Source organism: Acidovorax sp. GW101-3H11, from assembly GCF_001633105.1.
Taxonomy (GTDB): Bacteria; Pseudomonadota; Gammaproteobacteria; order Burkholderiales; family Burkholderiaceae_C; genus Acidovorax.
In genome coordinates, this window is sequence record NZ_LUKZ01000013.1 from 162,824 (window position 1) to 187,290 (window position 24,467).

Here is a 24,467-nt window from a genome sequence, read left to right on the forward strand (position 1 = left end):
CCTGCGGGCTCCGGTTTTCCACGTTTTGCTATTGGCGGTGACCCGTGAAGCAATCAGACGATATCGTGAACCTCTTCCAGCAATTTGGAGGCAAGGCCGACCCTTACCAGGAGCTGGCCCGCAAGCAGGAGCACCAACGTTCCAGTGAACGCTGGCCGTTGGTATCTGCCGTTCGGGGTGCTGTGAGCGGGGACGTGCCAGCGGTGGACCGCCGCCCCGGCGGCTTGCCAGCCTCAACTCCAGCCGCTGCGCCACAAAGCCCGGCTGCGCCAGTCGCCAGCGGGCCCGCTCCCGCAGGCTGGACGCAGCCCGCCGCGCCGAGGGCCGGTGACAGCCCCGCGCCGTTGTGGGGCGCCGCTGCGGCGCCACAACCAGCCGCCGCACCTGCCCCGCTCCCCGTTTCTGCGCCTGCGATGGCTCAGGTAGCAGCGCCCCTGGCACCTTCTGCTTCCGTTCCGGCACTCGCCGCGCGTTCTCCACTGGCGGGGCTGGCCGGCCTGCACGCGTCTGCCGCAAGCACTCTGCGCGATGCGCCTGCTGCGCCACAAGACCCGCTGCCCACCGACCTGCCCTCGGTGTTTGCGCGCCTGACCGGAGAGCCATCACCCCGGCCCGCTGCCACCTGGCAGCCTCGCAAGGGCCAGCCATGAAGGTGGTTGCCGTTGTTTCTGCCAAAGGCGGTGTGGGCAAAACGACCCTGACTGCGAACCTGGCCACGGCGCTGCAGCACCAGGGTGCGCCGACGGTGCTGGTGGTGGACCTGGACCCCCAGAACGCGCTGGGCCTGCATTTCGGGGCCGACCCGGGGGCCCTTGCCGGGGTTTCCCGCGCCAGCCTGTCGGGCGATAGCTGGGGTTCGGTTTGCCAGCCAAGCCCTTCAGGGGTGCATGTGCTGCCCTACGGGGTGGTGAACGAGGCCGATCGTGTGGCCTTTGAACGGCACCTGGAGGCTAACCCCGACTGGCTCGCGCAACAGTTGCTAAGCCTGGATCTGCCCTCCGATGCGCTGGTGTTCATCGACACGCCGCCGGGCCCCTCGGCCTACATGCAGCAGGCGCTCACGGCGGCCCAGGTGGTGGTGGTGGTCAACCTGCCCGATGCGGCGTCGTATGCGGCGCTGGCCCTGATGCAGCGCCTGGTGCATACCTATTGCACACCACGCCCCGACTTTGCCGGCACCCTGCATGTGCTGAACCAGGCCGATGGCGCGCGCCAATTGTCCAAGGACATCACCCGCGTGATGCAGGACAGCCTGGGCGACCGGCTGATCGGCGTGATCCACGAGGACCAGGCGGTGCGCGAGGCCCTGGCCTATGACCAGAGCGTGCTGGAGTACGACACCCATGGCCAGGCGGCCGACGACCTGCGCAAGTGTGCGCAGGTGCTGGCCCAGCGCCTGGGCTTGCCACTGGCGGGGGCAGCGCGATGAGCGTGGACCAGCGGCCCCAGGCCGACGAAGTTGCCGACGCCGATTCCCACAGCCCGCAGGCGCATTGGCGCACGGTGGTGCATGCCATCACGGGCTGGGCGATCTGGCAACACCCCACAGCCCGTGTGGTGGCCGTGGTGTTCAGTGCGCTGCTGATGGGGCTGGTCATCAGCGTGCCGCTGGACCTGCAGGGGCAGATCCTGTTCTCCCTGGGCTCGTTTGCCGCCGCGCTGCTGTTGAGCAAGACCCCGGGGCGCCTGTCCACGCTGGCCATGATCGTGCTGTCGATCTCGGCGTCGTCGCGTTACATCTACTGGCGCTTCACCGACACCATCGGGTTTACCCACTGGATGGACGCCGCCTTCGGCTACGGGCTGGTGCTGGCCGAGCTGTATGCGTTTGCCGTGCTGCTCATCGGCTACTTCCAGACCGCCTGGCCGCTGCAGCGCCGCCCCGTGCCCATGCCGGCGGACGTGAGCACCTGGCCCAGCGTGGATGTGTTCATCCCCAGCTACAACGAGCCACTGGAAGTGGTGCGCCAGACGGTGTTCTCGGCCATGAGCCTGGACTGGCCCAAAGACCGCCTGCATGTGTATGTGCTCGACGACGGCCGCCGCACCGAATTCCGCGAGTTCTGCGAAGAGCTGGGCGTGGGCTACCTCATCCGCGACAACAACCACCACGCCAAGGCGGGCAACATCAATGCGGCGCTCAAGGTCACGCATTCCGAGTACATCGCCATCTTTGACTGCGACCACATCCCCACGCGCTCCTTCCTGCAGGTGTGCATGGGCTGGTTCTTCAAGGACACCAATCTGGTGATGTTGCAGACGCCGCACGTCTTCTTCTCGCCCGACCCCTTCGAGCGCAACCTCGACACCTTCCACCGCATGCCCAACGAGGGCGAGCTGTTCTACGGCATCGTGCAGGACGGCAATGATCTGTGGAACGCGTCGTTCTTCTGCGGCTCCTGCGCCATCATCCGCCGCAAGGAGCTGCTGGAAGTGGGCGGCATCGCGGTGGAGACCGTGACCGAAGACGCGCACACCGCGCTCAAGCTCAGCCGCCTGGGCTACAACACCGCTTACCTCGAAGTGCCGCAGGCTGCGGGCCTGGCCACCGAGAGCCTGTCGGGCCATGTGGGCCAGCGCATCCGCTGGGCGCGGGGCATGGCGCAGATTGCGCGCACCGACAACCCGCTGTTCGGCAAGGGGCTGCACTTTGGCCAGCGGCTGTGTTACCTCAACGCGATGCTGCATTTCTTCTATGGCCTGCCGCGCCTGGTGTTCCTGACGGCGCCGCTGGCCTACCTGTTTTTTGGTGCACATGTGTTCCAGGCCTCCGCGCTGATGATCACGGCCTATGCCCTGCCGCATCTGGCCCATGCCAGCGTGACCAACTCGCGCATCCAGGGGCGCTTTCGCCATTCGTTCTGGAACGAGGTGTACGAGTCGGTGCTGGCCTGGTACATCATGCGGCCCGTGCTGGTGGCCGCGATCAACCCCAAGCTGGGCAAGTTCAACGTCACGGCCAAGGGGGGGGTGATCGAAAAAGCCTACTTCGACTGGACCATTGCCCGCCCCTACGTGGTGCTGCTGCTGATCAATCTGGTCGGCATGGCGGTCGGGGTCTGGAAGCTGTTCTCGTCGGCCGGGGACGAAACCACCACGCTGGTCATCAACATGGTGTGGACCGTCTACAACATCATCTTGCTGGGCGCGAGTGTGGCCGTGGCCAGTGAGACGCGCCAGATCCGGGGCACGCCGCGCGTGGCGGCCAGCCTGCCGGCCGTGATCCGTTTCGAGAACGGCCGCACCCTGGTGTGCAAGACCGAAGACTTCTCGCAGCATGGCCTGGGGCTTGCGGTGCCGCCCGATGTCGATATCCCCATGGGCAGCCGCCTGGCGGTGTCGCTGTTCCGTTCGGACGAAGAAGGCGTTTTCCCGGCCATCGTCACGTTCAGCGGCAAGGGGCGCCTGGGGGTGAAATTCGACAACCTCAGCCTGCACCAGCAGGCCGAGCTGGCCTCGCTCACTTTTGCGCGCGCCGACGCCTGGATCGCCACCTGGGGCACGGGCCAGCGCGACAAGCCGCTGCGTTCGCTCAAGAGCGTGATCGTGATCGGGCTGCGTGGCATGGGGCAGCTGACCGCCACGGCCTTCAAGTCCCTCAAGCCCCTCAAGTCCCGTTAGCGCGTGCACAACACGCCCTCAGCCTTTCCTGTTTTCCAAGATTTCTCCCTCACCATGATCTCCACACGACATCCGACAGCGCGGCTGCCACGCCAGCGCATGCTGCCTGCCATGCTGGCCCTGGTGCTGGCGGGGGCTGCAGCGCCCGTTTCGCAGCTGGCAGCCGCCCCTGCACCGCTGGCCGCACCGGCCCCTGTGGCCGTGCCGCCTGCCGAGTCTGGGGTGCGTGTGCACCGCGCCAGCCTCAAGGAGCTGGGCGCGCTGTTCCCGCTGCAGCTGCGGGGTGTGGATGGCACCAGTGGCGTGGCTTTCAGCGTGCGCAACGACGAGGTGGTGGTTGGTGCCAAGCTCAAGCTCAATTACTCGTATTCGCCTGCGTTGCTCACCAACCTGTCGCACATCAAGGTGCTGGTGAACGAGCAGGTGGCTGCCACGATTCCCGTGACCACCCAGCAGGCCGGTGAGAACCTGCAGCGCGAGATCACCATCCCGCCGCGCCTCATCACCGAGTTCAACCGGCTGAACCTGCAGCTCATCGGCCACTACACCATGGAGTGTGAAGACCCGCTGCACTCCAGCCTGTGGGCCAACATCGGCAACGACAGCGTGCTGGAGCTGACGGTGGCCCCGGTGGCGCAGACCAACGACCTGGCGCTGCTGCCCCAGCCCTTCTTCGATCGCCGGGACGTGCGGCCGCTGGAACTCCCCATCGTGTTCAATGCCGCGCCCAATGCAGGCACCCTGCAGGCGGCGGGCACGATGTCGTCGTGGTTTGGCGCGCTGGCAGGTTTCCGTGGCGCGAAGTTCCCCTCCCTCATCGGCGAGCTGCCTGCGCGTGGCAACGCCGTGGTGATGGTGGCTGGCCGGGCGCAGGCACCCGCAGGCCTGGCGCTGCCCGAAATCTCCGGCCCCACCGTGGCCGTGGTCAGCCATCCGACCGACCGCAACGGCAAGCTGCTGCTGGTCATGGGGCGCGACGATGCCGAGCTGGTCGTGGCGGCCAAGGCGCTGGCGATTGGCTCCTCGGCCCTGTCCGGCCCGCTCGCGCGCATCACCGAGGTCACCGAACTCAAGCCCCGCAAGCCCTACGATGCCCCCCACTGGCTGGCCAGCGATCGGCCCGTGAAGTTTGGCGAACTGGCCGAGGCCCAGGCGCTCAATGTGTCCGGCTACTCGCCCGACCTGATCCGCGTGAACTTCTTCCTGCCGCCCGACCTGTTTGGCTGGCGCCAGAAGGGTATTCCGGTGGACCTGCGCTACCGCTACACGCCGCGCCCCAACGCTGACAAGTCCACGCTCAACATCAACGTGAACCAGCAGTTCCTGCGCTCGCTGCCCCTGCGGGCCGTGAACCATGAAGAGCAGGGCACGCTCGACCGCTGGTTCACCAAGGTGATGCCCACAGGCGAAACGGTGCCCGAGCGCGAGAAGCTCCACATCCCGCTGTTCAAGCTGCCTGCCCAGTCGCAGCTGCAGATGCACTACTACTACGACGTGGTCAAGCAGGGCGCTTGCAAGGACGTGCCGCTGGACAACGTGCGGGGCTCGGTGGAGGCCGACTCCACCATCGACATCTCCGGCTTCCCGCACTTCATCGCCATGCCGGACCTGGCCGCGTTCGGCAACGCCGGGTTTCCGTTCACGCGCATGGCCGACCTGTCGGAGTCGGCCGTGGTCATGCCCGACAAGGCGGGTGTGCAGGAGCTGGGCACCTACCTCGGGCTCATGGGGCTCATGGGCCGCGTCACGGGATTCCCGGCATTGGGCGTGACGGTGGCGCAGGCCCAGCAGGTCGAGCGCCTGGGTGACAAGGACCTGCTGGTCATTTCCTCGGGCGGTGGCAACCAGCCCCTGCTCAAGCAGTGGGCCAGCGCCATTCCGGCGGCATTGCAGGGCGATGCCAAGAGCTTCCAGCTGGCAGACCTGGCCCAGCGCGTGCTGCGCTGGTGGGGCTTCGAAGACGAATCCGGCACCCGCGCGCACCGCAGCCAGGTGGCGTTTTCCAGCAGCAGCACCGACGCGTTCATTGCGGGGTTTGAATCGCCCCTGCGCACGGGGCGCAGCGTGGTGCTGGTGGCCAGCAACCAGCCTGCGGGCCTGGCCCAGGTGATGGACGCGCTGCTGGATGCCGACGCGGTCACCAAGGTGCAGGGCAGCACCACGGTGATCCGGGGCAAACAGGTGGACAGCCTGGTGGCCGAGAAAAACTACCATGTGGGCCAACTGGGGCCACTGCTGTACGCGCAGTGGTACCTGTCGCGCAATCCGCTGCTGCTGATCCTGCTCGGGGTCTCGGCGGCGGTGCTGGTGGCCATCATCATGTACCTGTCGCTGCGGGCCCGCGCTCGCGCCCGGCTGAAGCAGCAAAAGAAGGGCTGAGGCCGCACGCGGCAGGCTCAGCCGATTCGGAATCACGCAACACCCTCCCGGCCCTGGCGGCCGGGAGACTCGCAGGGAGAAGGTAGGCATGTCCTCCAAACGTCGTCGTCACCACCACACACTCGCCATGGGCCTGCTGGCCTCGCTGATGGCACCCGCTGCCGCCTGGGCCCAGACCGGGGCCGAGCAGACCCTGCTGGACCAGGGGCAGTATTGGCAGGAGCGCGGCGACACCGAACGCGCCGGTGAGGCCTGGCAGAAGCTGCTGCGCCTGAACCCGCAGAACGCCCAGGCGCTGTATGGCATGGCGCTGGTCGAACTGAACGCCCAGCGCCCCGAAGGCGCACAGCGCTACCTGACGCAGCTGCAGGCGGCGCACCCGCGCAGCCCGCTGGTGAGTCGCTTGCAGGAATCCATCCGGACCGGGCGCAGCGCGCCCCAGATCGAGACCGCACGCCAGCAGGCCCGCAGCGGCCAGGCCAGCCAGGCGCTGAGCACCTACCAGGCCGCGCTGGGCGAGCGCCCCCCCACCGGGCCGCTGGCGCTGGAGTACTACCAGACCCTGGGCGCTACGGCCGGTGGCTGGGACGAAGCCCGCCGGGGCCTCAGCCGCCTGGCGCAGGAATCCCCCGAAGACCCGCAGATCGCGCTGGCCCTGGCCCAGCACCTGACCTACCGCGAATCCACCCGCCGCGATGGCATCGCGCAGCTGGCACGCCTGGCGGGCCGCCCCGATGTGGGCAAGGCTGCCACCGAGAGCTGGCGCAAGGCGCTGGCCTGGACGGGCAACCGCTCGGCCGACATCCCGCTGTACCAGGAGTTCCTGCGCGCAAACCCCGGCGACACCGCCGTGCAGACACGCCTGGCCCAGGCCCAGAACCTGCAAAAGCAGAGCCAGGTGGCCAGCCGCCCTGTGGCGACAGACCCGCTGCGCCTGCGCACCACGGCCGGGTTCCAGGCGCTGGAGGATGGCGAGCTGGATGCGGCAGAAGCCGCCTTCCTGCAGGTGCTCGAAGCCCGCCCCAGCGATGGCGATGCCCTGGGCGGCCTGGGCATCCTGCGGCTGCGCCAGGAGCGGTTTGCCGACGCCCGGGGGCTGCTGGAGCGCGCCTCGCGCGCCGGCTCGGCCGCACGCTGGAAGCAGGCGCTGGACAGTGCCACCTACTGGAGCCTGGTCGAACAGGCCACCAGCGAACGCGAGCGCGGCGACACCGCTGCCGCGCGCCGCACGCTGGAGCAGGCTGTGCGCATCAACCCCACCGAAGTGACGGCCGAAACCGACCTGGCCGACCTGCTGGTGGAAGCAGGCCAGTACGACGCGGCCGAGGCTGCTTACCGCCGGGTGCTCGCGCGGCAGGCCGACAACCCCGACGCCGTGCGCGGCCTGGTGGGCGTGCTGGCCCAGAACAACAAGGCCGCCGAGGCGCTGGCTCTGGTCGAGAAGCTCTCGCCCTCGCAGCAGGAAAAGGTCGGTGCCCTGGGGCGGCTGCGCGCTGCGCAGGCCCTGGGCCAGGCCCGGGCGGCCACGGAGCGTGGCGACATGGCCGCCGCGCGTGCGGCGCTGGAAGACGCGCTGCTGAACGACCCGGCCAGCCCCTGGGTGCGCCTGGACCTTGCCCGCCTGTACCTGCGCCTGGGCGCCGTGGCCGAGGCCCGGGGCGTGATGGACGGCTTGCTGCTGTCCAACCCCAACATGCCCGAGGCGCTGTATGCCGGTGCGCTGCTCGCCTCCGAAGCCAGCGACTGGCCGGGAGCGCTGGCGCTGCTCGACCGCATTCCCGAAAAACACCGCACGCGCGACATCGCTGCGCTGCAAAAGCGGGTCTGGGTGCATGTGCAGGCGGCTGCCGCATCGGCGCTGTCGGCCGAGGGTCGGCAGTCCGAAGCGCTGGCCACCCTGGCCCAGGCCGAATCCTTTGCCACGCAAGACACCGAGCTGCTGGGTGCGCTGGCCCTGGCCTACGCCGATGCAGGTGATCCCCAGCGTGCGCTGGGCATGGTGCGCCAGGTGCTGGCGCGCACGCCCCGCCCCGATGTGGGGCTGCGCTTGCAGTACGCCGCCACGCTGCTCAAGACGCAGCAGGACGTGGAGCTGTCAGGCATCCTGCGCCAACTGCAGAACGCCCCCATGAGCGAGCGCGAGCGCCGCAGTTTCGCCGACATCCGCCGCGCTTACATCGTGCGCCAGGCCGATGGCCTGCGCGAGGCGGGCGATCTGGTGGCCGCGTATGACACCCTCGCCCCGCTGCTGGCCGAGCAGGCCGACGAGCCCCTGGCCATGGCGGCCCTGGCCCGCATGTATGCGGCCAACAACGACTACGCGCCCGCCCAGGCGCTGTACGCGCGGCTGCTGGAGCGCTCGCCCACCGACGTGCCCCTGCTGCTGCAGACAGCGGCCATGGCCACAGGGGCCAAGGACTATGCCTATGCCGAGTCGCTGCTGTCCGTGGCGTTGGCACGCGCACCGCGCGACCCCGAGGTGCTGACGGCAGCCGGGCGCCTTTACCGCGCCCAGGGCAAGAACACCAAGGCCACCGAATTCTTCACCGCCGCCGTGGCCGCCGAAAACGCCCAGCGCGACGCCGTGTTGGCCGCCAGCGGCGTGGCAGCCGGGCCCGGGCGCTCGGGCAACCCCTTTGCCCAGCGTGCCGGGCTGCAGCCTCAGCGCGCGGGTGGCGGGCTGGCCGTGCCGGGCGCTGCCGCCGTGGCGCGCTCCCCCGTGGGCTACACGCCCATGCAGTACGCGCCGCAGCCCGTGGCGCGCAGCAATGCACCGGCGGGGCTCTACATCCCCGATCCGGCCGGGGCCAGCCGGTTTGCCCAGGCGCTGCCCCTGCCTTTGCAGGCCCCCCCCATGACCCCGGCGAGCTACTACCCGGAAGCCGCCAGCCCGGCCGTGGGCGCAGCCGCAGTGCCATTGCCTGCTGCCAACGGCCAGCGCAGCGCCGGGACGGTTTCCCGGGCGGCCCCCCAGCCCACCGGGCGCGTGGTGCCTGCGTCGCCAGCCCCGTTGGCGGCTGCGCCGGTGGCGCCCATGGTGCCTATGGCGCCCATGGCACCTGCCGCCTCTGCAGGCTACATCGCCCCGGCACAGGCCTCGGTAGCCAGCTATGGCAGCCTGCCGCTGCCTGCCTCCACGGCGGCCCAGCGTGCTGCCGTGGCACCCCAGCCATCCGCCTGGGCCACCGCAGGCACCCTGGGCACGGTGCCCGATCCCACGCGCCCGCGCTCGGTGCGCGACGAGCTGCGGGAGGTGCAGCAAAGCCAGATCTCCTCGTTCTCGGTGGGTGCCACCGCGCGTGCGCGCCAGGGTGAGGCGGGCATGAGCCAGCTGTCCGAGATCGAAGCCCCTGTGCAGCTCAAGATGAGCGTGGGCGACGGCCACCTGATCCTGGGCGTGACCCCCACCGGGGCCAGCGCCGGGGCCCCCGGCACGCCCTATGGCACCCAGAGCCGGTTTGGCGGCGGCCCCGCCACGGCGCTCGACATGCCGCTGCGCGCACCCGGTTCGCAAAGCGACAGCGGCATCGGTGTGAGCGTGGGCTACGAGTCCGGCGGGCTCAAGGCCGACATTGGCACCACGCCGCTTGGCTTTGGCCAGTCGGATGTCACGGGCGGTGTGCGCTACCGCATGGCCCTCAATGACCAGCTGACCATGGCGGTGGACCTGTCGCGCCGCCCCGTGAACGACAGCCTGCTGTCGTTTGCGGGTGCCCGCGACGCCCGCACCGGCGACCGCTGGGGCGGCGTGTCGGCCACAGGGGGCCGCATTGACATGACCTGGGACGACGGCGAGCTGGGCCTGTACGGCTATGGCTCCCTGCACGGCATCACCGGCACGCGGGTGCGCAGCAATGCGCGCGCCGAGCTGGGCGGCGGCATGTACTGGCATGTGCACCGCACGTCCAACGCCGACCTTACTGCCGGGATGAGCTTCTCCGGGCTGTCCTACCAGCGCAACCTGCGCTACTTCACCGTGGGCCATGGGGGCTACTTCAGCCCGCAGCAGTTTGTCTCGTTCGGGCTCCCGGTGGAATGGGCCCAGCGCAATGGCCGCCTGTCCTACCAGCTCAAGGGCTCGGTGGGCGTGCAGTATTTCAAGGAAGACGCGGCACCGTATTTCCCCAACAGCCCGTCGCGCCAGGCCGCAGCCGTGCTGGCCGCCAGCGACGCCCTGGCGTTTGGCGAAACCGGCGCCACGGCCATCTACCCCGGTCAGTCGCGCACCGGCCTGGGCTACAACCTGGGCGCTGCCATGGAGTACCAGATGCACCCGCAGGTGTTCCTGGGGGGCCACCTGGCGCTCAACAATGCCCGCAACTACCGCGAGTTTGCGGGTGGGCTGTATGTGCGCTATGCCTTCCAGCCCTACAACGGCCTGCAGGTGTTCCCGGTCAACCCGCTGCGCTCGCCCTACGCCAACTGAGCCCGTGCCGGGCGGTGGCCCGGCAGTCTACGCCCCAGCAAAAAGGCCCGTTGCGCACACCGCGCAACGGGCCTTTTTTTGGCTTCATTCCCTCGCCACCGGGGCGAGGGGCTGCACCTGGTGTTTACGGCGTGAGCTGCTTGGCGCCCACAAACACGGTGCGTGCACGGGTGCCCGCCACCGACAACCCGGCGGTCAGGATGCGCAGGCCGATCACATTGCCGTTGGCATCAAACTGTGCCGATGCCGAGCCAGACTGTGGCGGGCCCGATGCCAGCTCGCAGGTGATGGGGCCGTTGGGGCTCTTGAGGTAGCCAAACGCCTCCACGCGGTACAGGTTCAGCCCGCTGCCCAGTTCGCCCAGCAGCTTGCCCGCCACCTCGCAGCCACTGGTGGTGAGGCCGGTGATCGCACCGTCGGCAAACACCTTCAGCGTGGTGGTGTCCCCGCCAAAACCGGTGCCCGCCATCTTGAAGGTGCCCACGATCATGGCCGTGGTGGCGACCTTGCCTGCAGGCAGTGCGTACAAGGGGTCGGGCGTCACGCTGAAGCGTGTGGGGAAGCCGCCCGGCTGCGTGGGGTAGCTGAAGCTGCCGCTGAACAGGCTGGCGTTGCCGGAGCCATTGCTGCTTTGCAGCGTGCCATCGATCAGCACCGCCTCGTTGTAGGTGCCGGTGTTGCCCAGCAGGCGGTTGAAGAACACGCCGTCGTTGGCGGTCACGAAGCGGTTGTTCGTGGCGTTGTTCTCGTAGCGGATCAGGCGGCCATACAGCGCGTTGTGGTCCAGGCTGCTGTTGGTATAGAAGAACAGGCCGCCGTCCGGCAGCACGCTGCCCCACACCGTGGTGTCGCCAATCACGCCCGTGGGCAGCGTGAACGAACCCTGCCAGTTGCCTGCCACCGATAGCGGCGTGGCCGACGGCGGCACCGGGGTGCGCGGGTCGGCAATACCGTTGAGGGTGTAGGTGTTGTCGGTGCCGGTGGCGTTGCGCGTGAAGGCCCAGATGCCGTTGGGCTCACCGGCTGCGTCGAAACGCAGCACCGCAATGCCCGACTGCTGCGTGCCCGTGGCGCTGCAGGAGGTGGGGTCACCAGAGAGGTTGATGGTGAGCGAGTACAGGGGCGAAGAAGCGCCCGCGCGCGGCGTGGCCGAGCCCGTGGCCAGGCAGCCGCCGATGCGGCCCGAGAGCTGGCCTTGGGGCGTGACGGTGAGCACCCAGCCGCCGCCAAACAGGCCCGTGCCCCGGTAGGTGCCCTCGATCAGGCTGGGGCTGGCGGTGTGGAAGTTGAGGCTGCTGTACGCCAGCTTCAGCGGCACGGTGGCGCCCGAGGCGGCGGCCGTCTGCACCGGGTCGCTGTAGTTGCCGCTGATGGCATCGGTGCGGCCGATCTTGCCGCTGTTCGAGGCCGTGCCGCGCAAGGTCAGGCCGGTGGCGAACTTGCCGTCCTGCACCGAGAAATACGTGACGCCCGTGGCCAGCACCGAGGTGACGCTCACATTCAGCCGCCCGTACAGCGCATCAAAACCCGCTGCACCCGGGGCCTCGCGGGCCAGATAGAACTCGCCGCCTGTCCCTTGTGGGCCGGGGTCGATGTAGCCCACCACCTGGCGCTGCGCTGCGCCCGTGCCCACCGTGCCTTCCCACACACCGCCGGGGTACTGCTGCACGCCCGGGGCGGGGCCCACGTCTTCGCCATCGGACGAACCCCCGCCGCAACTGGCAAGCAGCGCGGCACAGGCCAAGGGAAACCAGAAGTATTGACTACGCATGTTGGACAAGGACAGGGTCAGTAGGTGGTGAAAAGAAGAGGGCGCCAGCCCCCGCCAGGGCGGGGCCCATGAAGCAGGCCATGCACGCTGCGTGCCTGCTGCCATTGGCACCGGGCCACAGCCCGTAGGGGCGCAGGGGGCGCTTGGCTGTATCGAATTGTGCCAGCAGTGGGTGGCGTGGCCTGGGGCGTGGCACGCAGCCGGAGGCACCGCAGTCAGAGGGAATCGAATTGCTATATATTTGATGGCTAAAAAATGAGATAGGTAGCGCGCAGAGGCCGATTTTCTTCATATTTTCTTGCCCACACGCAAAAGAGCCGGAGCCCATGGTGGGCTCCGGCTCTTTTTCTGCATGCACCCGGCGCGGGCGCAGCCGTGGCTTCAATCGTCGTTCGTGGCCAGGCTGATCAGGATGCGCAGCACATACCAGAGCATCAGCGCAATCGACGCAAACAGGTGCAGCGCGGCACCGGCGGGGCGGKCGGCGGGGKAGTCGTGGATGATGCACGAGGTGTCGTACAGCACGCAGGCGCCTGCAAACAGCACCATGATCCCCGAGAACCAGATGCCCAGCTTGAAGCCGAAGATCGCGCCCGCAACGATGGTGCCCAGTGCCACCAGGCCACCCACCTTCAGGATGCCGCCCAAAAAGGAGAAGTCCGTCTTGGTGCTGAACGCCGTCCAGGTGAGTGCGCCCACCAGCAGCAGCGTGATGAAGCCCGCTGCACCAATGGCGCCGGGTGCCACCAGCTGGGCGATGCCGAACATGGGCGCGAAGATCAGGCCCTCGGCCAGCACGTAGATGCCCAGGCCCATGAGCTGGGTCTGCGGGTTCTCGGCGTTGTCGGCCAGGTGGGAGGCCAGCCAGCCCACCAGCATGAAGGCGCCCATCACGCCCAGCCAGATGAACTTGTTGCCGCTGGCCATCAGCATCTTGGCCGTGGTGTTCGAAAAGCCGCTGGCCATCAGCACGGCCGACAGCACGACAAAAGCCAGCATGGCCACGCCCAGGTGCTTGTAGGTCGAGACGATGAAGTCGCGGCGCTCCATGGGCGCGCCGGACGGGGTCTGCGGGGAAAGTGCGTTGGGGTTCATGGTGATGTCCTCCTTTGGATCTGCGTGTGCAAAAAACTCAGGAGGAGCTCCACATGGGCGCCCCTCCCTCCCTCTCTTTGTTATGGAATGGGGCCGTCAGGCGGCGGCCAGCTGCTGGGCCTCATCGGCCGCGCGCAGCTTGCGGTTGGACCAGACGCCAGCGGCGCCCACCAGCGTCAGCAGGATCGCCAGGATCCAGGTGCCCGCGCCGCTGAAGGACTGGGCCGACGACGTGGCCTCGGCCTGCAGGCGCTGTTTGGTGGTGTCGTAGCTGATCACGGGTGCGCCGCCTGCCGAGACTTCATAGACCAGGTCGTTGTCGCTGCTGTCCACCAGGGCGGTGACCTTTTCGTCGATCAGGTTGCCCACCAGCTGCTGCGGCGTGCTGTAGTCGATGCGCAGCTTGCGCACCTCGGCACCGGCGGTGTCGGGTTGCACGCTGATTTCGTAGTACTTCTTGGTGGCGCGGCGCTTGCGCTTGACGGTGACTTCGGAGGCCTGCGTCACAGTGCCCGACACGGTCTGCAGGCTTTCGCGCGCCACGTAGGCGTGGTCCCCCTCGGCCTTCCAGCCGCTGTACACCGACAGCCCGATCAGGCCGGGCCCGGCCAGCAGCAGCAGCCAGGCGTAGCCGGTGATGAAAATCAGAATCTTGCGGACGAATCCAGGCATGGCAACCCTCTCTCTTCAGTTGGAATATTGATTTTTGGTAACTGCTTGCCGCCGGGCTTTGCGCCTCTTTGCGAGCAAGGCCGCGATGATCTGCGAAATTTCCGTATCGAATGTAAGAAGTTGTTGATCCGTGGCGGCGCTGCCGCACTGGACACATTGGAGAAGTGGCGCGCCTGTGCCCCGTTGTAAAAGCACGCGGGCGGCGCATGGAGCGCGCTGTTTTGCACGCTGTTTTTCCGTGCCCTGCGAAGGGATTCTTGTTGCGAGTTGCTACGTTTTGAAGTGCAGCGCCCAAAGAAAAAGGCCCACACCTTGCGGGTGTGGGCCTGGGGTTCGACGCGTTGCCGGGGGATCAGAACGGAATGTCGTCGTCCATGTCATCAAAGCCGGACGCCGCGCGCGGGGCTTGCGCCACGGGTGCAGGGGCGGGGCGTGGTGCGGGCGCTGCCATGGGCCGGGGTGCAGGGGCCGCACGGCGCGGGGCCTGGTCGTATCCGCCCTGGTCGCCGCCGTAGCCGTCGTCGTAGCCGCCGCCTTGCTGGCCACCGCCACCCTGGCCGCCGCCGCCCATGCCCTGGCGGCTGCCCAGCATCTGCATCTGGTCGGCACGGATTTCGGTGCTGTACTTTTCCACGCCGCTCTGGTCGGTCCACTTGCGGGTGCGCAGACTGCCTTCCACATACACCTGCGAGCCCTTGCGCAGGTACTGGCCAGCGATTTCGGCCAGGCGGCCATTGAAGACCACGCGGTGCCACTCGGTGGCTTCCTTCATTTCGCCGGACTGTTTGTCTTTCCACTTGTCGGTGGTGGCAATCGTCACGTTGGCCACCTGGTCGCCACTGGGGAAAGTGCGCATTTCAGGGTCGCGGCCCAGGTTGCCGACGATGATGACTTTGTTTACGGATGCCATGGTGCTGTCTTTGCCTTAAAGGGAGGAAAGCGCCGGATTTGGAGAGGATTCCGGGCGCCAAACGCGCCATTGTGCCGCAACCGGGGGGCAAGGGAAGCCCCTGGGGCACGGTTGCGCCCCCGGTTCAGTGCCCGCCGCGCCCCACGGGGCGCAGGGGCCAGGTCAGCACCAGCCACAGGGCCGTGAGGGCGGCGGTGGCCACAAACAGCCCCGGAGCCCCAGCCCATTTCACCAAGGCGCCGCCCAGCGCACCCCCTGCAAACAGGCCCAGCGACTGCAAGGTGTTGTAGGTGCCCAGCGCCGCGCCGCGCAGCTGCGGCGGCGCCATGCGCGACACCAGGCTCGGCTGGCTGGCCTCCAGTGCATTGAAGCCGCAGAAGAACAGGAAGAGCAGCGGCCCCAGCACCCACAGCGTGGCAGGCTGGCCGCTGGCCGCCAGCAGCCCCAGCCCCGCCTGCACCACCAGCACCAGGGCGATGGCGCCCAGCAGGGCAGCGCGCAGCCTGCCCGCACGCTCCAGCGCAAACAGGCCGCCCATGGCCACAAACGACAGCACCACCGCAGGCAGGTACACCTGCCAATGCTGGTCCTTGGCCAGGCCCGCCTGCACCAGCATCGCAGGCACGGCCACCCACATGGACAGCTGCACCGTGTGCAGCACAAACACGCCCAGGTTCAGGCGCAGCAGGTCGGGCTGCGTCCACACCTCGGCCAGCCGCCCCCGGGGGGCGTTCTGGTGCCGGGCCGGTTCGGGGGGCACCCACCACACCACCACCGCCACACCCGCCAGCGCCAGCGCGCAGGTCAGGCCAAACAGCCCGGCCAGCCCGATCTGGGCCGTGAGCACGGGCGCCAGCACCAGCGCCACGGCAAACATCAGGCCAATGCTGCCACCCACCAGCGCCATGGCCTTGGTGCGCACGGCATCGCGGGTCTGGTCGGCCAGCAGGGCCGTCACGGCGGCCGACACGGCCCCCGCGCCCTGCAGCGCGCGGCCCAGCAGCAGCCCGGTGAGCGAATCGGCCAGCGCGGCCAGCAGGCTGCCCGCCGCAAACACCAGCAGGCCCAGCACGATCACCCGCTTGCGGCCAAACCGGTCCGACGCGATGCCCAGTGGCAGCTGCAGCACTGCCTGCGTGAGGCCGTAAATGCCCATGGCCAGGCCCACCAGCGCAGGGTCGTCGCCCCCGGGGTACTTGCGGGCTTCGAGCGCAAACACGGGCAACACCAGGAACAGGCCCAGCATGCGCAGCGCAAAAATGAGGGCCAGGCTCACGCTGGAGCGGCGCTCCAGCGCGGTCATGGGGGTGGCAGGTGCAGAGGGCTGCGGGGCAGCTGCGGCTGGCAGGGAGGAAGAATCCGGCACGGTGTGCGCTATGGCCCAAAAAAGCAAAAGCGGGATTTTCGCCCATTGGCCCCCGGGCTGCTGACCGGAGCCGACCCGGCGGCCCGGGCTTTCAGCTTTTATCCCGCCTCGGGGAGCGGTCCATCCACACCATCCGGGCCACCAGGGCGGCGAGCAGGCCCAGCGCCCAGGGGTTGTCGATGGGGGTGGGGATGTGGGAGCCGTCGTGGGATGTGGGGCTGCCGCTGGCGTGGGGCTTTGGCACCGGGGTGGCGCGGGGCTCCCTGGTCGCCGCACTACCTGGGGCAGTCAGCAAGGCCACGGTGGTGCTTTCAGGCGGTGGTGGCGGGGCTTCGGCCCGGGCCCCTGCCGACACCGCCACGCCCAAGGCCACCGCCGCTGCCCAGCCCCGGAGGCGGACGGGCGTGGTGTGGCGCGCAGAGCGTGATCGGGGCAGTGGGGCAATGGCGGGAGGCATGGCGGCAGGTCAGCGGAACAGGGCTGGACCGATGCTAGGGGCGCCCCCCGGCCGTGGCTTGCCTCTGTGTTTGCGTTTTGTTGACCTTGTGTCCCACGCGCCTTTCCGCCTCTGTGGGCGCGGAAGGAGGATCAGCAGGCAGTGGCACCCGCCCCTTGCAGGCCCCGCACCCAGGCGGCGTACTCGGCAGAGCTGCCCTGCGCCGTGGGCAGGTGCGGCCCCCCGGCACCCGTGCCGCTGGGCGCCCGCACGTCCGAGGGCGCGATGCCGAACGCCGAGCGGAAGGCCCGGCTGAAATGCGCATTGCTGGCAAAGCCCACCCGGGCAGCCACCTCGGCCACGCGCAGGCGCTGGTTGGCCGGGTTGGCGAGCGCATGGTAGGCCGCCAGCAACCGGCGCTGCTGTACATGGTGGGCCACCCCGCCCAGGGGTTCAAACAGGCGGTACAGCGCACTGCGCGAGAGGCCAAAGGCGTGGCACAGGGCGTCGGCACTCAGGTCGGCACCCAGGTGGCGGTGGATGTGCTGCTGGATGCGCTGCAGCGTCACGCCCTCGATGGCTCCCTGGGCGCCTTGCAGCGTGCGGGCGCTGGGCCGCACGCAGGCCGCCAGCATCTGCACGCTGGCCCGCGCAACAGCAGGCGCATCGTCCAGCGCAACGCCGGGCAGGCGGCGCTGCAGCGACAGCAGGTGATCGCTCAGCAGGCCACCCAGTGCGGAGCCACCGCGCAGCACCGTGCCGTGCAGGTCGGAGTCGCGCACCCCCAGGGCCTCGTGGAGCAGCTCGCGCGGCACGATCAGGGTCATCACATGCGAGGCGCGCGCAAAAGTGCGCAGGGTGCGGCCCAGGTCCAGGATGGCAATGTCGCCAGGGCGTACCTCGATGTCCGTGTCCCCATCGCGCTGCCCCACAAAGCCGCCGGTGCGGTACCACTGCACCAGGTAATGGTCGAGCCCGTCGCGCACCACCCGGGGTTGCGCACGCAGGAACTGCTGCTCCGCAAAGTGCAGGTCGCCCACCAGCAAATGCCCCAGATGGGTGGCATGCACGGTGGCCTGGAACGCCGCGATGCCTTGCGGCACGAGCGGCGCCACGTCAAACACCACCGAGATGCTCTGGCGCCAGGCCTCAAACCGTGCTTCTCCGGCCTGCTGGTCGGTGGTGAACAGGGTGGAGGGCAGGGGCTGGGGGGTGGTCATGGCGCGCCCATTATGTGGGGGCTGCGCGCAAAGGGCGGGTGACCTATCATGGTGGGTTTTCCTGCACCGAGCCCGCCCGTGACCCCTCCCCCCGTTGCCGACGACCGATCCGCCGATGGTGTGTACCTCGCCCGCGCCCTGCGCGAGCAGCGCATCAGCATCCGGGGGGCGCGCACGCACAACCTCAAGAACATCGACCTGGACATTCCGCGCAACCAGCTGGTGGTGATCACGGGGCTGTCGGGCTCGGGCAAATCCAGCCTGGCGTTCGACACGCTGTATGCCGAAGGCCAGCGGCGCTATGTGGAGAGTCTGTCGGCCTATGCGCGGCAGTTTCTGGGGCGGCTGGACAAGCCCGATGTGGACCTGATCGAGGGCCTGTCGCCCGCCATCAGCATCGAGCAGAAGGCGACCAGCCACAACCCGCGCTCCACCGTGGGCACGGTGACGGAGATTCACGACTACCTGCGCCTGCTGTATGCCCGCGCGGGCACACCGTTCTGCCCCGACCACGGCCTGCCGCTGGCGGCGCAGACGGTGAGCCAGATGGTGGATGCCGTACTGGCCCTGCCTGAAGACACCAAACTCATGGTCATGGCCCCCGTGGCGCGCGAGAAAAAGGGCGAGTTCACCGAGCTGTTTGCGCAGATGCAGGCGCTGGGCTACATCCGCTTTCGCGTGGATGGGCAGATCTACGAGCACGAGAACCTGCCTGCGCTCAAGAAGACCGAAAAGCACGACATTGACGTGGTGATCGACCGGGTGAAGGTGCGCGCCGACCTGCAGCAGCGCCTAGCCGAGAGCATTGAGGCGGCCCTGCGCGTGGGCGGCAACGAGGGCAATGGCCGCGTGCTGGCGCTGGAAATGGACACGGGGCTGGAGCACCTGTTCAGCAGCAAGTTTGCGTGCCCCGTGTGCAGCTACTCGCTGGCCGAGCTGGAGCCGCGCCTGTTCTCGTTCAACTCGCCGATGGGCGCCTGCCCGGCGTGCGACGGCATGGGCCAGCGCGAGGTGTTCGACCCGGCGCGCGTGGTGGCCTTCCCGTCGCTCAGCCTGGCCAGCGGCGCCATCAAGGGCTGGGACCGGCGCAATGGCTACTACTTTGCGATGCTGGAGAGCCTGGCGCGGCACTACACGTTCGACATCGAGGCGCCGTTTGAGTCGCTGCCTGCGCCGGTACAGCACGCCATCCTGCACGGCTCGGGCGATGAAGAAATCGCCTTCAGCTACATCATGGACAGCGGGGCCTCCAAGGGCAAGGTGCACACCAAAAAGCACCCGTTTGAAGGCATCATCCCCAACATGGCGCGCCGCTACCGCGAGACCGATTCGGTGGTGGTGCGCGAAGACCTGGCACGCTTTCGCAGCACCCAGCCCTGCCCCGAATGCCACGGCGTGCGCCTGCGCCGCGAGGCCCGCCATGTGAAGGTGGGCGAAGGCACACAGGCCCGCGCCATCTACGAAGTGAGCCACGCCACGCTGAGCGACGCGCACGCATGGTTCAGCGCCCTGCAGCTCACCGGTGCCAAGGCCGAGATTGCCGACAAGGTGGTGCGCGAGATCGCCACGCGCTTGCAGTTCTTGAACGATGTGGGCCTGAGCTACCTGAGCCTGGACCGCAGCGCTGAAACGCTCAGCGGTGGCGAGGCACAGCGCATTCGCCTGGCGTCGCAAATCGGCTCGGGCCTGACGGGCGTGATGTATGTGCTGGACGAGCCCAGCATTGGCCTGCACCAGCGCGACAACGACCGGCTGATTGCCACGCTGCAGCACCTGCGCGACATTGGCAACAGCGTGATCGTGGTCGAGCACGACGAAGACATGATGCGCGCCGCCGACCATGTGATCGACATGGGACCCGGCGCGGGCGTGCACGGCGGGCGCGTGATGGCACAGGGCACGTACGACGAAGTGCGCGCCAATGCGCAGTCGCTCACGGGCCAGTACCTGTCGGGCACCCGCACCATTGCCGTGCCCCAGCGCCGCACGCCTTGGCTGCCGGTGCTGGACCAGCCTGCGCCGGTTGTCGAGACCAAAGCCAAATCACGCTTTCCGCAGACCGAGGCGAGCAAGCGCCGCGCCGAGCGCATGGCCGAGCACCATGCGCGCCAGGGCGCTGTGCAGGCGCTGCGCGTGGTGGGTGCCACGGGCAACAATTTGAAGGGAGTGACGGTGGACTTCCCGGTGGGCCTGCTCACCTGCGTGACGGGGGTTTCGGGCTCGGGCAAAAGCACCTTGGTCAACGACACGCTCTATGCCGCCGTGGCGCGGCAGGTGCACCGTGCGCACGAAGAGCCGGCCGAGCACGAAGAGATCGTGGGCATCGAGTATTTCGACAAGGTCATCAACGTAGACCAGAGCCCCATTGGCCGCACGCCGCGCAGCAACCCAGCGACTTACACCGGCCTGTTCACGCCCATCCGCGAGCTGATGGCCGAGACCAACACCGCCAAGGAACGCGGCTACGGCCCCGGGCGCTTCAGCTTCAACGTGTCGCAGTCCTCCGGTGGCGGCCGCTGCGAGGCCTGCCAGGGCGATGGTGTGGTGAAGGTGGAGATGCACTTCTTGCCCGACGTGTACGTGCCCTGCGACGTGTGCCACGGCCAGCGCTACAACCGCGAGACGCTGGAAGTGCAGTGGAAGGGCAAGAACATCGCGCAGATCCTGGAGCTGACGGTGGAGGACGCTGCGGCGTACTTCAAGGACGTGCCGACCATTGCGCGCAAGCTGCAGACACTGCTGGATGTGGGCTTGAGCTATATCCGCCTGGGCCAGGCGGCCACCACGCTCTCGGGCGGCGAGGCCCAGCGCGTGAAGCTGGCGCAGGAGCTGAGCAAGCGCGACACGGGCCGCACGCTCTACATCCTGGACGAACCCACCACCGGCCTGCACTTTGCCGACATCGACTTGCTGCTCAAGGTGCTGCACCAGTTGCGCGACGCGGGCAACACCATCGTCATCATCGAGCACAACCTCGACGTGATCAAAACCGCGGACTGGCTCATCGACATGGGCCCCGAGGGCGGTGCGGGCGGGGGCACCGTGGTGGGTGTGGGCACGCCGGAGGAACTGGCGGCCAACCCGGCCAGCCACACGGGGCGGTATCTGGCGCCCTACCTGCAGTCAAAATTGAAGTAAAAATGGCCGTTTGCGCGCAATGGGCTTGCCTTTTAAGCTATTAAAATAATAGTAATTGCGCAGGCCCTTAGGGCAGGCGCCGCGCCACCTCGGCGTCCAGCGATCCCATGAAGGCCTCCACGGCCCGGGTGTAGGGGCTCTCCAGCCCCAGCTGGGCGTTGATTTCGCCGTGGCTCAGGTCCTGCGGCAGCACCTCGGCGCGGCCGCCCAGGCCGTGCACATGGCGGGCCAGGGCGTCGGCCTGGTGGCAGGGCTGGTCGGCGCGTTCGGTGGAGCACACCATCTGCACCGGCGGGGCGCCCGCCGTCCACTGGTGCAGGGGCGACAGCAACCGCCAGTAGGCCGGGTCGGCGCCAAACGCGTCGTCGTACAGCGGCATGTGGGGGGCGCGCATGTAGGCGGGCACATTCATCACCGCGCTGTCGAGCACCACCGTGCCCAGCCAGGGCCAGGCGCCCTCGCGCAGGGCCTGCGGCGCGCGGGCGTTGAGCAGCGCCACCAAGTGGGCGCCGGCCGAGTGGCCCATGAGGATGAAGCGGCTGGGGTCGGCGCCCCAGGTGGTGGCACGCTGCTGCGCGGCCATGAGGGCGGCCTGCACGTCGCGCTCCTGCTGGTCCACGGGGGTATCGGGCAAAAGCCGGTAGTTCACCGAGATCAGCACAAAACCCCGGGGCACCCAGCGCGCCACCTTCTCCTGCACCACGCGGCCCATGGCCTTGTCGCCATGGCGCCAGCCACCGCCATGCACCATGAAGACCACCGGCGCGCGCACGGCGCTGGCGGTGGAGGAGGAAGGGGTGGGCAGGTACACGTCCATGCGCTGGCGCGGGTCGCTGCCGTAAGGCACATCGGCAATGCGCTGCACGCCGGTGGGCAGGGCGGCGACTTGTGTCTGGGCCTGTTTTTGGGCGATGAGTGCGCGCAGGCGCCCGCCGCCTTGGGCGCCATCGGGCGCAGGGGCCTGGGCCCAGGCCGGGGCGGCCAGGGCGAGGGTGGCGACGGCCGTGAGGGTGTAGCGGGTGAAAGGGGTGAGCGTGTGATGGACAGTTGAGGGCATGGGAAAGACTCCTGCGATCATGGCGGGGCTGCCGATGACTGACTGTCGCACCCACAGACCCGCCAATGGTTGCAGCCTGGCGCCCAGTCATGACAAAGCATGACAAACGCGCAGGGGGCTGTCACAGGCTGTCATCACCTCGGCCCCGGGTGGCGCGCGTGGACCCGGCGGGGGGTGCCGTACTATCGGAACACGGCCAGCGCCTTGCCTGGCCCCCACCCTGCCTGCCCATGACCGCCACCCTCGCCAAGATCCTGGTCGCCGACGACGAGCCCGAGCTGCGTGCGCTGCTGCAGCGCTACCTGAGCGACCAGGGCTACACCGTGCGCACCGTCGAGGGCGCAGGCCCGCTCGATGTGCTGCTGCAGCGCGAGCGCTTCGATGTGCTGGTGCTCGACGTGATGATGCCGGGCGAGGATGGCCTGGCCATCTGCCGCCGCTTGCGTGCGCAGGGCGAGACCATCCCCATCCTCATGCTCACCGCGCGCGGCGACCCGGTGGACCGCATCGTGGGCCTGGAGATGGGCGCGGACGACTACCTGCCCAAGCCCTTCAACCCGCGCGAGCTGCTGGCGCGCATCCAGGCCATGGTGCGGCGCCAGCGCCTGCTGGGTGCGCACACCGGGCCGCAGGGCGCGCACGAGCGGCTGGCGTTTGGCGACTTTGTGCTGTGGCCTGCCGAGCGGCGGCTGGAGCGCCGGGGCGAGGACATGCCCCTGACCACCGGCGAATTCGCGCTGCTGCTGGCCCTGGCGCAGAACCCCCACCGCCCCCTGGGCCGCGACCGGCTGCTGGCCCTGGCCTATGGGCCCGAGCATGCCGCCACCGACCGCAGCATCGACGTGCAGATCATGCGGCTGCGCAAGCTCATCGAGGCCGATCCGGCCCAGCCGCGCCACATCCGCACCGTGTGGGGCGTGGGCTATGTGTTTGTGCCCGACGGCGCCGCGCCGGGGGGCGGAGGCAAGCCATGACGGCGCCCATCGCCACCGCCCGCCGGGGGCTCTGGCCGCGCAGCCTGCTCGGGCGCAACCTGCTGCTGATGGCCGCGCTCATCGTGCTGGGGCAGCTGCTGGCCGCCGTGCTGGTGCGGCAGATGATCTTCCAGCCCCGCGTGGCGGTGGTGGCCGATGGCGTGGCCCGCAACGTGGCCGCGCTGCGTGCGGGGCTGCAGGCGCTGCCCCCGGCGCAGCGGGCGGCGTTTGTCGATGCGTTCAACCAGCAGGCCGTGGCGGCCACCCCGCCCGTGGCGCCGCAGAGCGCTGCGCGGCGTGCACTGCTGTCGCCCATGGAGCGGCAGTTTGTGTTGGCCGTGGCGCGCCGCCTGGGCGTAGACGATGCCGCCACCTCCCCCCAGCCCCTGTGGCGCCGCGACAGCACCGGCATGCTGGCCCTGCGGGTGGACCACCCGGGTGCCGATGGCCCCGAGAGCTACTGGCTCCACCTGCCCAGCGTGTTCCCCACACGCACCTTCACCGGCGCCTGGCTGGCCGCCACGCTGGCCAGCATGCTGCTCGCGCTGCTGGGCGCGTGGTGGCTGCAGCGCCACATCCACCGCCCGCTGGCGCAGGTGGTGGGGGCCGCGCGCCAGCTGGCGCAGGGCCAGGCCCCCGCCGTGCTGCCCGAGGCCGGGCCGGAGGAAATCGCCACCGTGGCCCGCAGCTTCAACCACATGGCGCAGAGCCTGGCCGCCGCCGACCACGAGCGCGCGCTGATGCTGGCGGGCGTGTCGCATGACCTGCGCACGCCGCTGACCAAGCTGCGCCTGGGTGTCGAGATTGCCGGTGCGCAGGTTGATGCACCGCTGGCCGCGAGCATGGCGCGCAGCATCGACGAGATGGACGGCATCGTGGGCCAGTTCCTGCAGTTCGCGCGCAGCGGTGAGGCCGAGGCGCCCACCCCCGCATCGCTCAACGACCTGGCCCAGGCCGTGGCCGAGGCGCAGGCCGACCATGGGCGCACCGTGCGGCTGGAGCTGGGTGCCTTGCCCGAAGTGCCCGTGCGCCCCCAGGCCCTGCGCCGCGCGCTGGACAACCTGGTGGAAAACGCCTGGCGCCACGGCCAGCCGCCCGTGGTGCTGCGCACCGGGGCCGATGCCAACAGCGTGTGGCTGGAGGTGCAGGACCAGGGCCCCGGCATCCGCGCCGACGACATGGACCGCATGCGCCAACCCTTTGCACGCGGCGGTGGCACGGCGCGCACCGGCCCGCCGGGTGCGGGCCTGGGCCTGGCCATCGTGGAGCGCGTCGCACGCAGCCACGGCGGGCGGCTGGAGCTGCACAGCGCGCCGGGCGCGGGGCTGCGCGCACGGCTGGTGCTGCCGTTTCAAGCAAAAATGGCCGCTACCGCCTGATGGTATTGCCTCGATAGCTATCA

16 protein-coding genes are annotated in these 24,467 nt (G+C 69.0%); 8 read left to right on the plus strand and 8 right to left on the minus strand.

Features of this window, described 5'->3' with window-relative positions:
- Positions 1 to 44: 44 nt before the first annotated feature.
- The 5 genes from bcsP to A1D30_RS15050 all read left to right on the plus strand — a co-directional run bounded on the left by bcsP (position 45) and on the right by A1D30_RS15050 (position 10,426).
- On the plus strand, positions 45 to 650 hold the full coding sequence (bcsP, locus tag A1D30_RS25540) for a cellulose biosynthesis protein BcsP (protein ID WP_131798466.1): 606 nt from the start codon (positions 45 to 47) through the stop codon (positions 648 to 650).
- Entirely contained in the window at positions 647 to 1,429 is a 783-nt protein-coding gene (gene bcsQ, locus A1D30_RS15035; protein ID WP_063461527.1) for a cellulose biosynthesis protein BcsQ, read from the plus strand. Before bcsP ends, bcsQ begins: the two co-directional genes overlap by 4 nt.
- Positions 1,426 to 3,621 (plus strand): UDP-forming cellulose synthase catalytic subunit, encoded by a 2,196-nt coding sequence (gene bcsA, locus A1D30_RS15040; protein WP_063461528.1) that lies wholly within the window; start codon positions 1,426 to 1,428, stop codon positions 3,619 to 3,621. The genes bcsQ and bcsA overlap by 4 nt, the downstream gene beginning before the upstream one ends.
- 54 nt (positions 3,622 to 3,675) lie before the next feature.
- Entirely contained in the window at positions 3,676 to 6,000 is a 2,325-nt protein-coding gene (gene bcsB, locus A1D30_RS15045) for a cellulose biosynthesis cyclic di-GMP-binding regulatory protein BcsB (protein WP_063461529.1), read from the plus strand.
- An 88-nt stretch (positions 6,001 to 6,088) separates the two neighbouring features.
- The gene (locus tag A1D30_RS15050) at positions 6,089 to 10,426 is read left to right on the plus strand and encodes a cellulose biosynthesis protein BcsC (protein WP_242421906.1); all 4,338 of its coding nucleotides are present in this window, start codon (positions 6,089 to 6,091) and stop codon (positions 10,424 to 10,426) included.
- Positions 10,427 to 10,550: 124 nt separating this feature from the next.
- On the opposite strand, the gene A1D30_RS15055 is transcribed toward A1D30_RS15050, so the two are convergent.
- From A1D30_RS15055 to A1D30_RS15080, 7 genes are all read right to left on the minus strand, one after another.
- Positions 10,551 to 12,197: a hypothetical protein gene (locus A1D30_RS15055; RefSeq protein ID WP_242421911.1), complete on the minus strand. Its 1,647-nt coding sequence runs from the start codon at positions 12,195 to 12,197 to the stop codon at positions 10,551 to 10,553.
- A 381-nt stretch (positions 12,198 to 12,578) separates the two neighbouring features.
- Positions 12,579 to 13,292 (minus strand): Bax inhibitor-1 family protein, encoded by a 714-nt coding sequence (locus A1D30_RS15060; protein WP_082836472.1) that lies wholly within the window; start codon positions 13,290 to 13,292, stop codon positions 12,579 to 12,581.
- Between the two features lie 96 nt (positions 13,293 to 13,388).
- Positions 13,389 to 13,964, minus strand: a complete 576-nt coding sequence (locus tag A1D30_RS15065; protein WP_063461533.1) for a hypothetical protein — start codon at positions 13,962 to 13,964, stop codon at positions 13,389 to 13,391.
- 352 nt (positions 13,965 to 14,316) lie between these two features.
- Positions 14,317 to 14,874, minus strand: a complete 558-nt coding sequence (ssb, locus tag A1D30_RS15070) for a single-stranded DNA-binding protein (RefSeq protein WP_063461534.1) — start codon at positions 14,872 to 14,874, stop codon at positions 14,317 to 14,319.
- Between the two features lie 124 nt (positions 14,875 to 14,998).
- Positions 14,999 to 16,177 (minus strand): MFS transporter, encoded by a 1,179-nt coding sequence (locus A1D30_RS15075; RefSeq protein WP_063461535.1) that lies wholly within the window; start codon positions 16,175 to 16,177, stop codon positions 14,999 to 15,001.
- Between the two features lie 154 nt (positions 16,178 to 16,331).
- Positions 16,332 to 16,697 (minus strand): hypothetical protein, encoded by a 366-nt coding sequence (locus tag A1D30_RS25545; RefSeq protein ID WP_131798467.1) that lies wholly within the window; start codon positions 16,695 to 16,697, stop codon positions 16,332 to 16,334.
- Positions 16,698 to 16,828: 131 nt separating this feature from the next.
- Positions 16,829 to 17,896 carry a helix-turn-helix domain-containing protein gene (locus A1D30_RS15080; RefSeq protein ID WP_063461536.1) on the minus strand — a complete coding sequence of 356 codons (1,068 nt, stop codon included), beginning with the start codon at positions 17,894 to 17,896 and terminating at the stop codon, positions 16,829 to 16,831.
- A 48-nt stretch (positions 17,897 to 17,944) separates the two neighbouring features.
- On the opposite strand from A1D30_RS15080, the gene uvrA reads away from it, so the two are divergent.
- Positions 17,945 to 21,034, plus strand: a complete 3,090-nt coding sequence (uvrA, locus tag A1D30_RS15085; RefSeq protein WP_063461537.1) for an excinuclease ABC subunit UvrA — start codon at positions 17,945 to 17,947, stop codon at positions 21,032 to 21,034.
- A 67-nt stretch (positions 21,035 to 21,101) separates the two neighbouring features.
- Here the strand turns inward: uvrA and A1D30_RS15090 are convergent, their stop codons facing one another.
- Positions 21,102 to 22,091, minus strand: a complete 990-nt coding sequence (locus tag A1D30_RS15090; protein WP_063461538.1) for an alpha/beta hydrolase — start codon at positions 22,089 to 22,091, stop codon at positions 21,102 to 21,104.
- A gap of 230 nt (positions 22,092 to 22,321) precedes the next feature.
- Between A1D30_RS15090 and ompR the strand changes: the two genes are divergently transcribed.
- Both ompR and A1D30_RS15100 read left to right on the plus strand, forming a co-directional pair.
- Positions 22,322 to 23,065, plus strand: coding sequence for a two-component system response regulator OmpR (gene ompR / locus A1D30_RS15095; RefSeq protein ID WP_063461539.1), 744 nt, complete (start codon positions 22,322 to 22,324; stop codon positions 23,063 to 23,065).
- Complete coding sequence (locus A1D30_RS15100; protein WP_063461540.1) at positions 23,062 to 24,444, plus strand: ATP-binding protein; 1,383 nt, start codon at positions 23,062 to 23,064, stop codon at positions 24,442 to 24,444. Before ompR ends, A1D30_RS15100 begins: the two co-directional genes overlap by 4 nt.
- Positions 24,445 to 24,467: the final 23 nt, after the last annotated feature.

Coding starts and splice junctions, on each gene's coding strand:
- bcsQ (WP_063461527.1), top strand. CDS start 647: ATGAAGGTGGTTGCCGTTGTTTCTGCCAAAGGCGGTGTGGGCAAAACG.
- A1D30_RS15065 (WP_063461533.1), bottom strand. CDS start 13,964: ATGCCTGGATTCGTCCGCAAGATTCTGATTTTCATCACCGGCTACGCC.
- bcsB (WP_063461529.1), top strand. CDS start 3,676: ATGATCTCCACACGACATCCGACAGCGCGGCTGCCACGCCAGCGCATG.
- A1D30_RS15090 (WP_063461538.1), bottom strand. CDS start 22,091: ATGCCCTCAACTGTCCATCACACGCTCACCCCTTTCACCCGCTACACC.
- A1D30_RS15080 (WP_063461536.1), bottom strand. CDS start 17,896: ATGACCACCCCCCAGCCCCTGCCCTCCACCCTGTTCACCACCGACCAG.
- ssb (WP_063461534.1), bottom strand. CDS start 14,874: ATGGCATCCGTAAACAAAGTCATCATCGTCGGCAACCTGGGCCGCGAC.
- A1D30_RS15050 (WP_242421906.1), top strand. CDS start 6,089: ATGTCCTCCAAACGTCGTCGTCACCACCACACACTCGCCATGGGCCTG.
- A1D30_RS15100 (WP_063461540.1), top strand. CDS start 23,062: ATGACGGCGCCCATCGCCACCGCCCGCCGGGGGCTCTGGCCGCGCAGC.
- ompR (WP_063461539.1), top strand. CDS start 22,322: ATGACCGCCACCCTCGCCAAGATCCTGGTCGCCGACGACGAGCCCGAG.
- bcsA (WP_063461528.1), top strand. CDS start 1,426: ATGAGCGTGGACCAGCGGCCCCAGGCCGACGAAGTTGCCGACGCCGAT.
- uvrA (WP_063461537.1), top strand. CDS start 17,945: ATGGTGGGTTTTCCTGCACCGAGCCCGCCCGTGACCCCTCCCCCCGTT.
- A1D30_RS15055 (WP_242421911.1), bottom strand. CDS start 12,197: ATGCGTAGTCAATACTTCTGGTTTCCCTTGGCCTGTGCCGCGCTGCTT.
- A1D30_RS25545 (WP_131798467.1), bottom strand. CDS start 16,697: ATGCCTCCCGCCATTGCCCCACTGCCCCGATCACGCTCTGCGCGCCAC.
- A1D30_RS15075 (WP_063461535.1), bottom strand. CDS start 16,177: ATGACCGCGCTGGAGCGCCGCTCCAGCGTGAGCCTGGCCCTCATTTTT.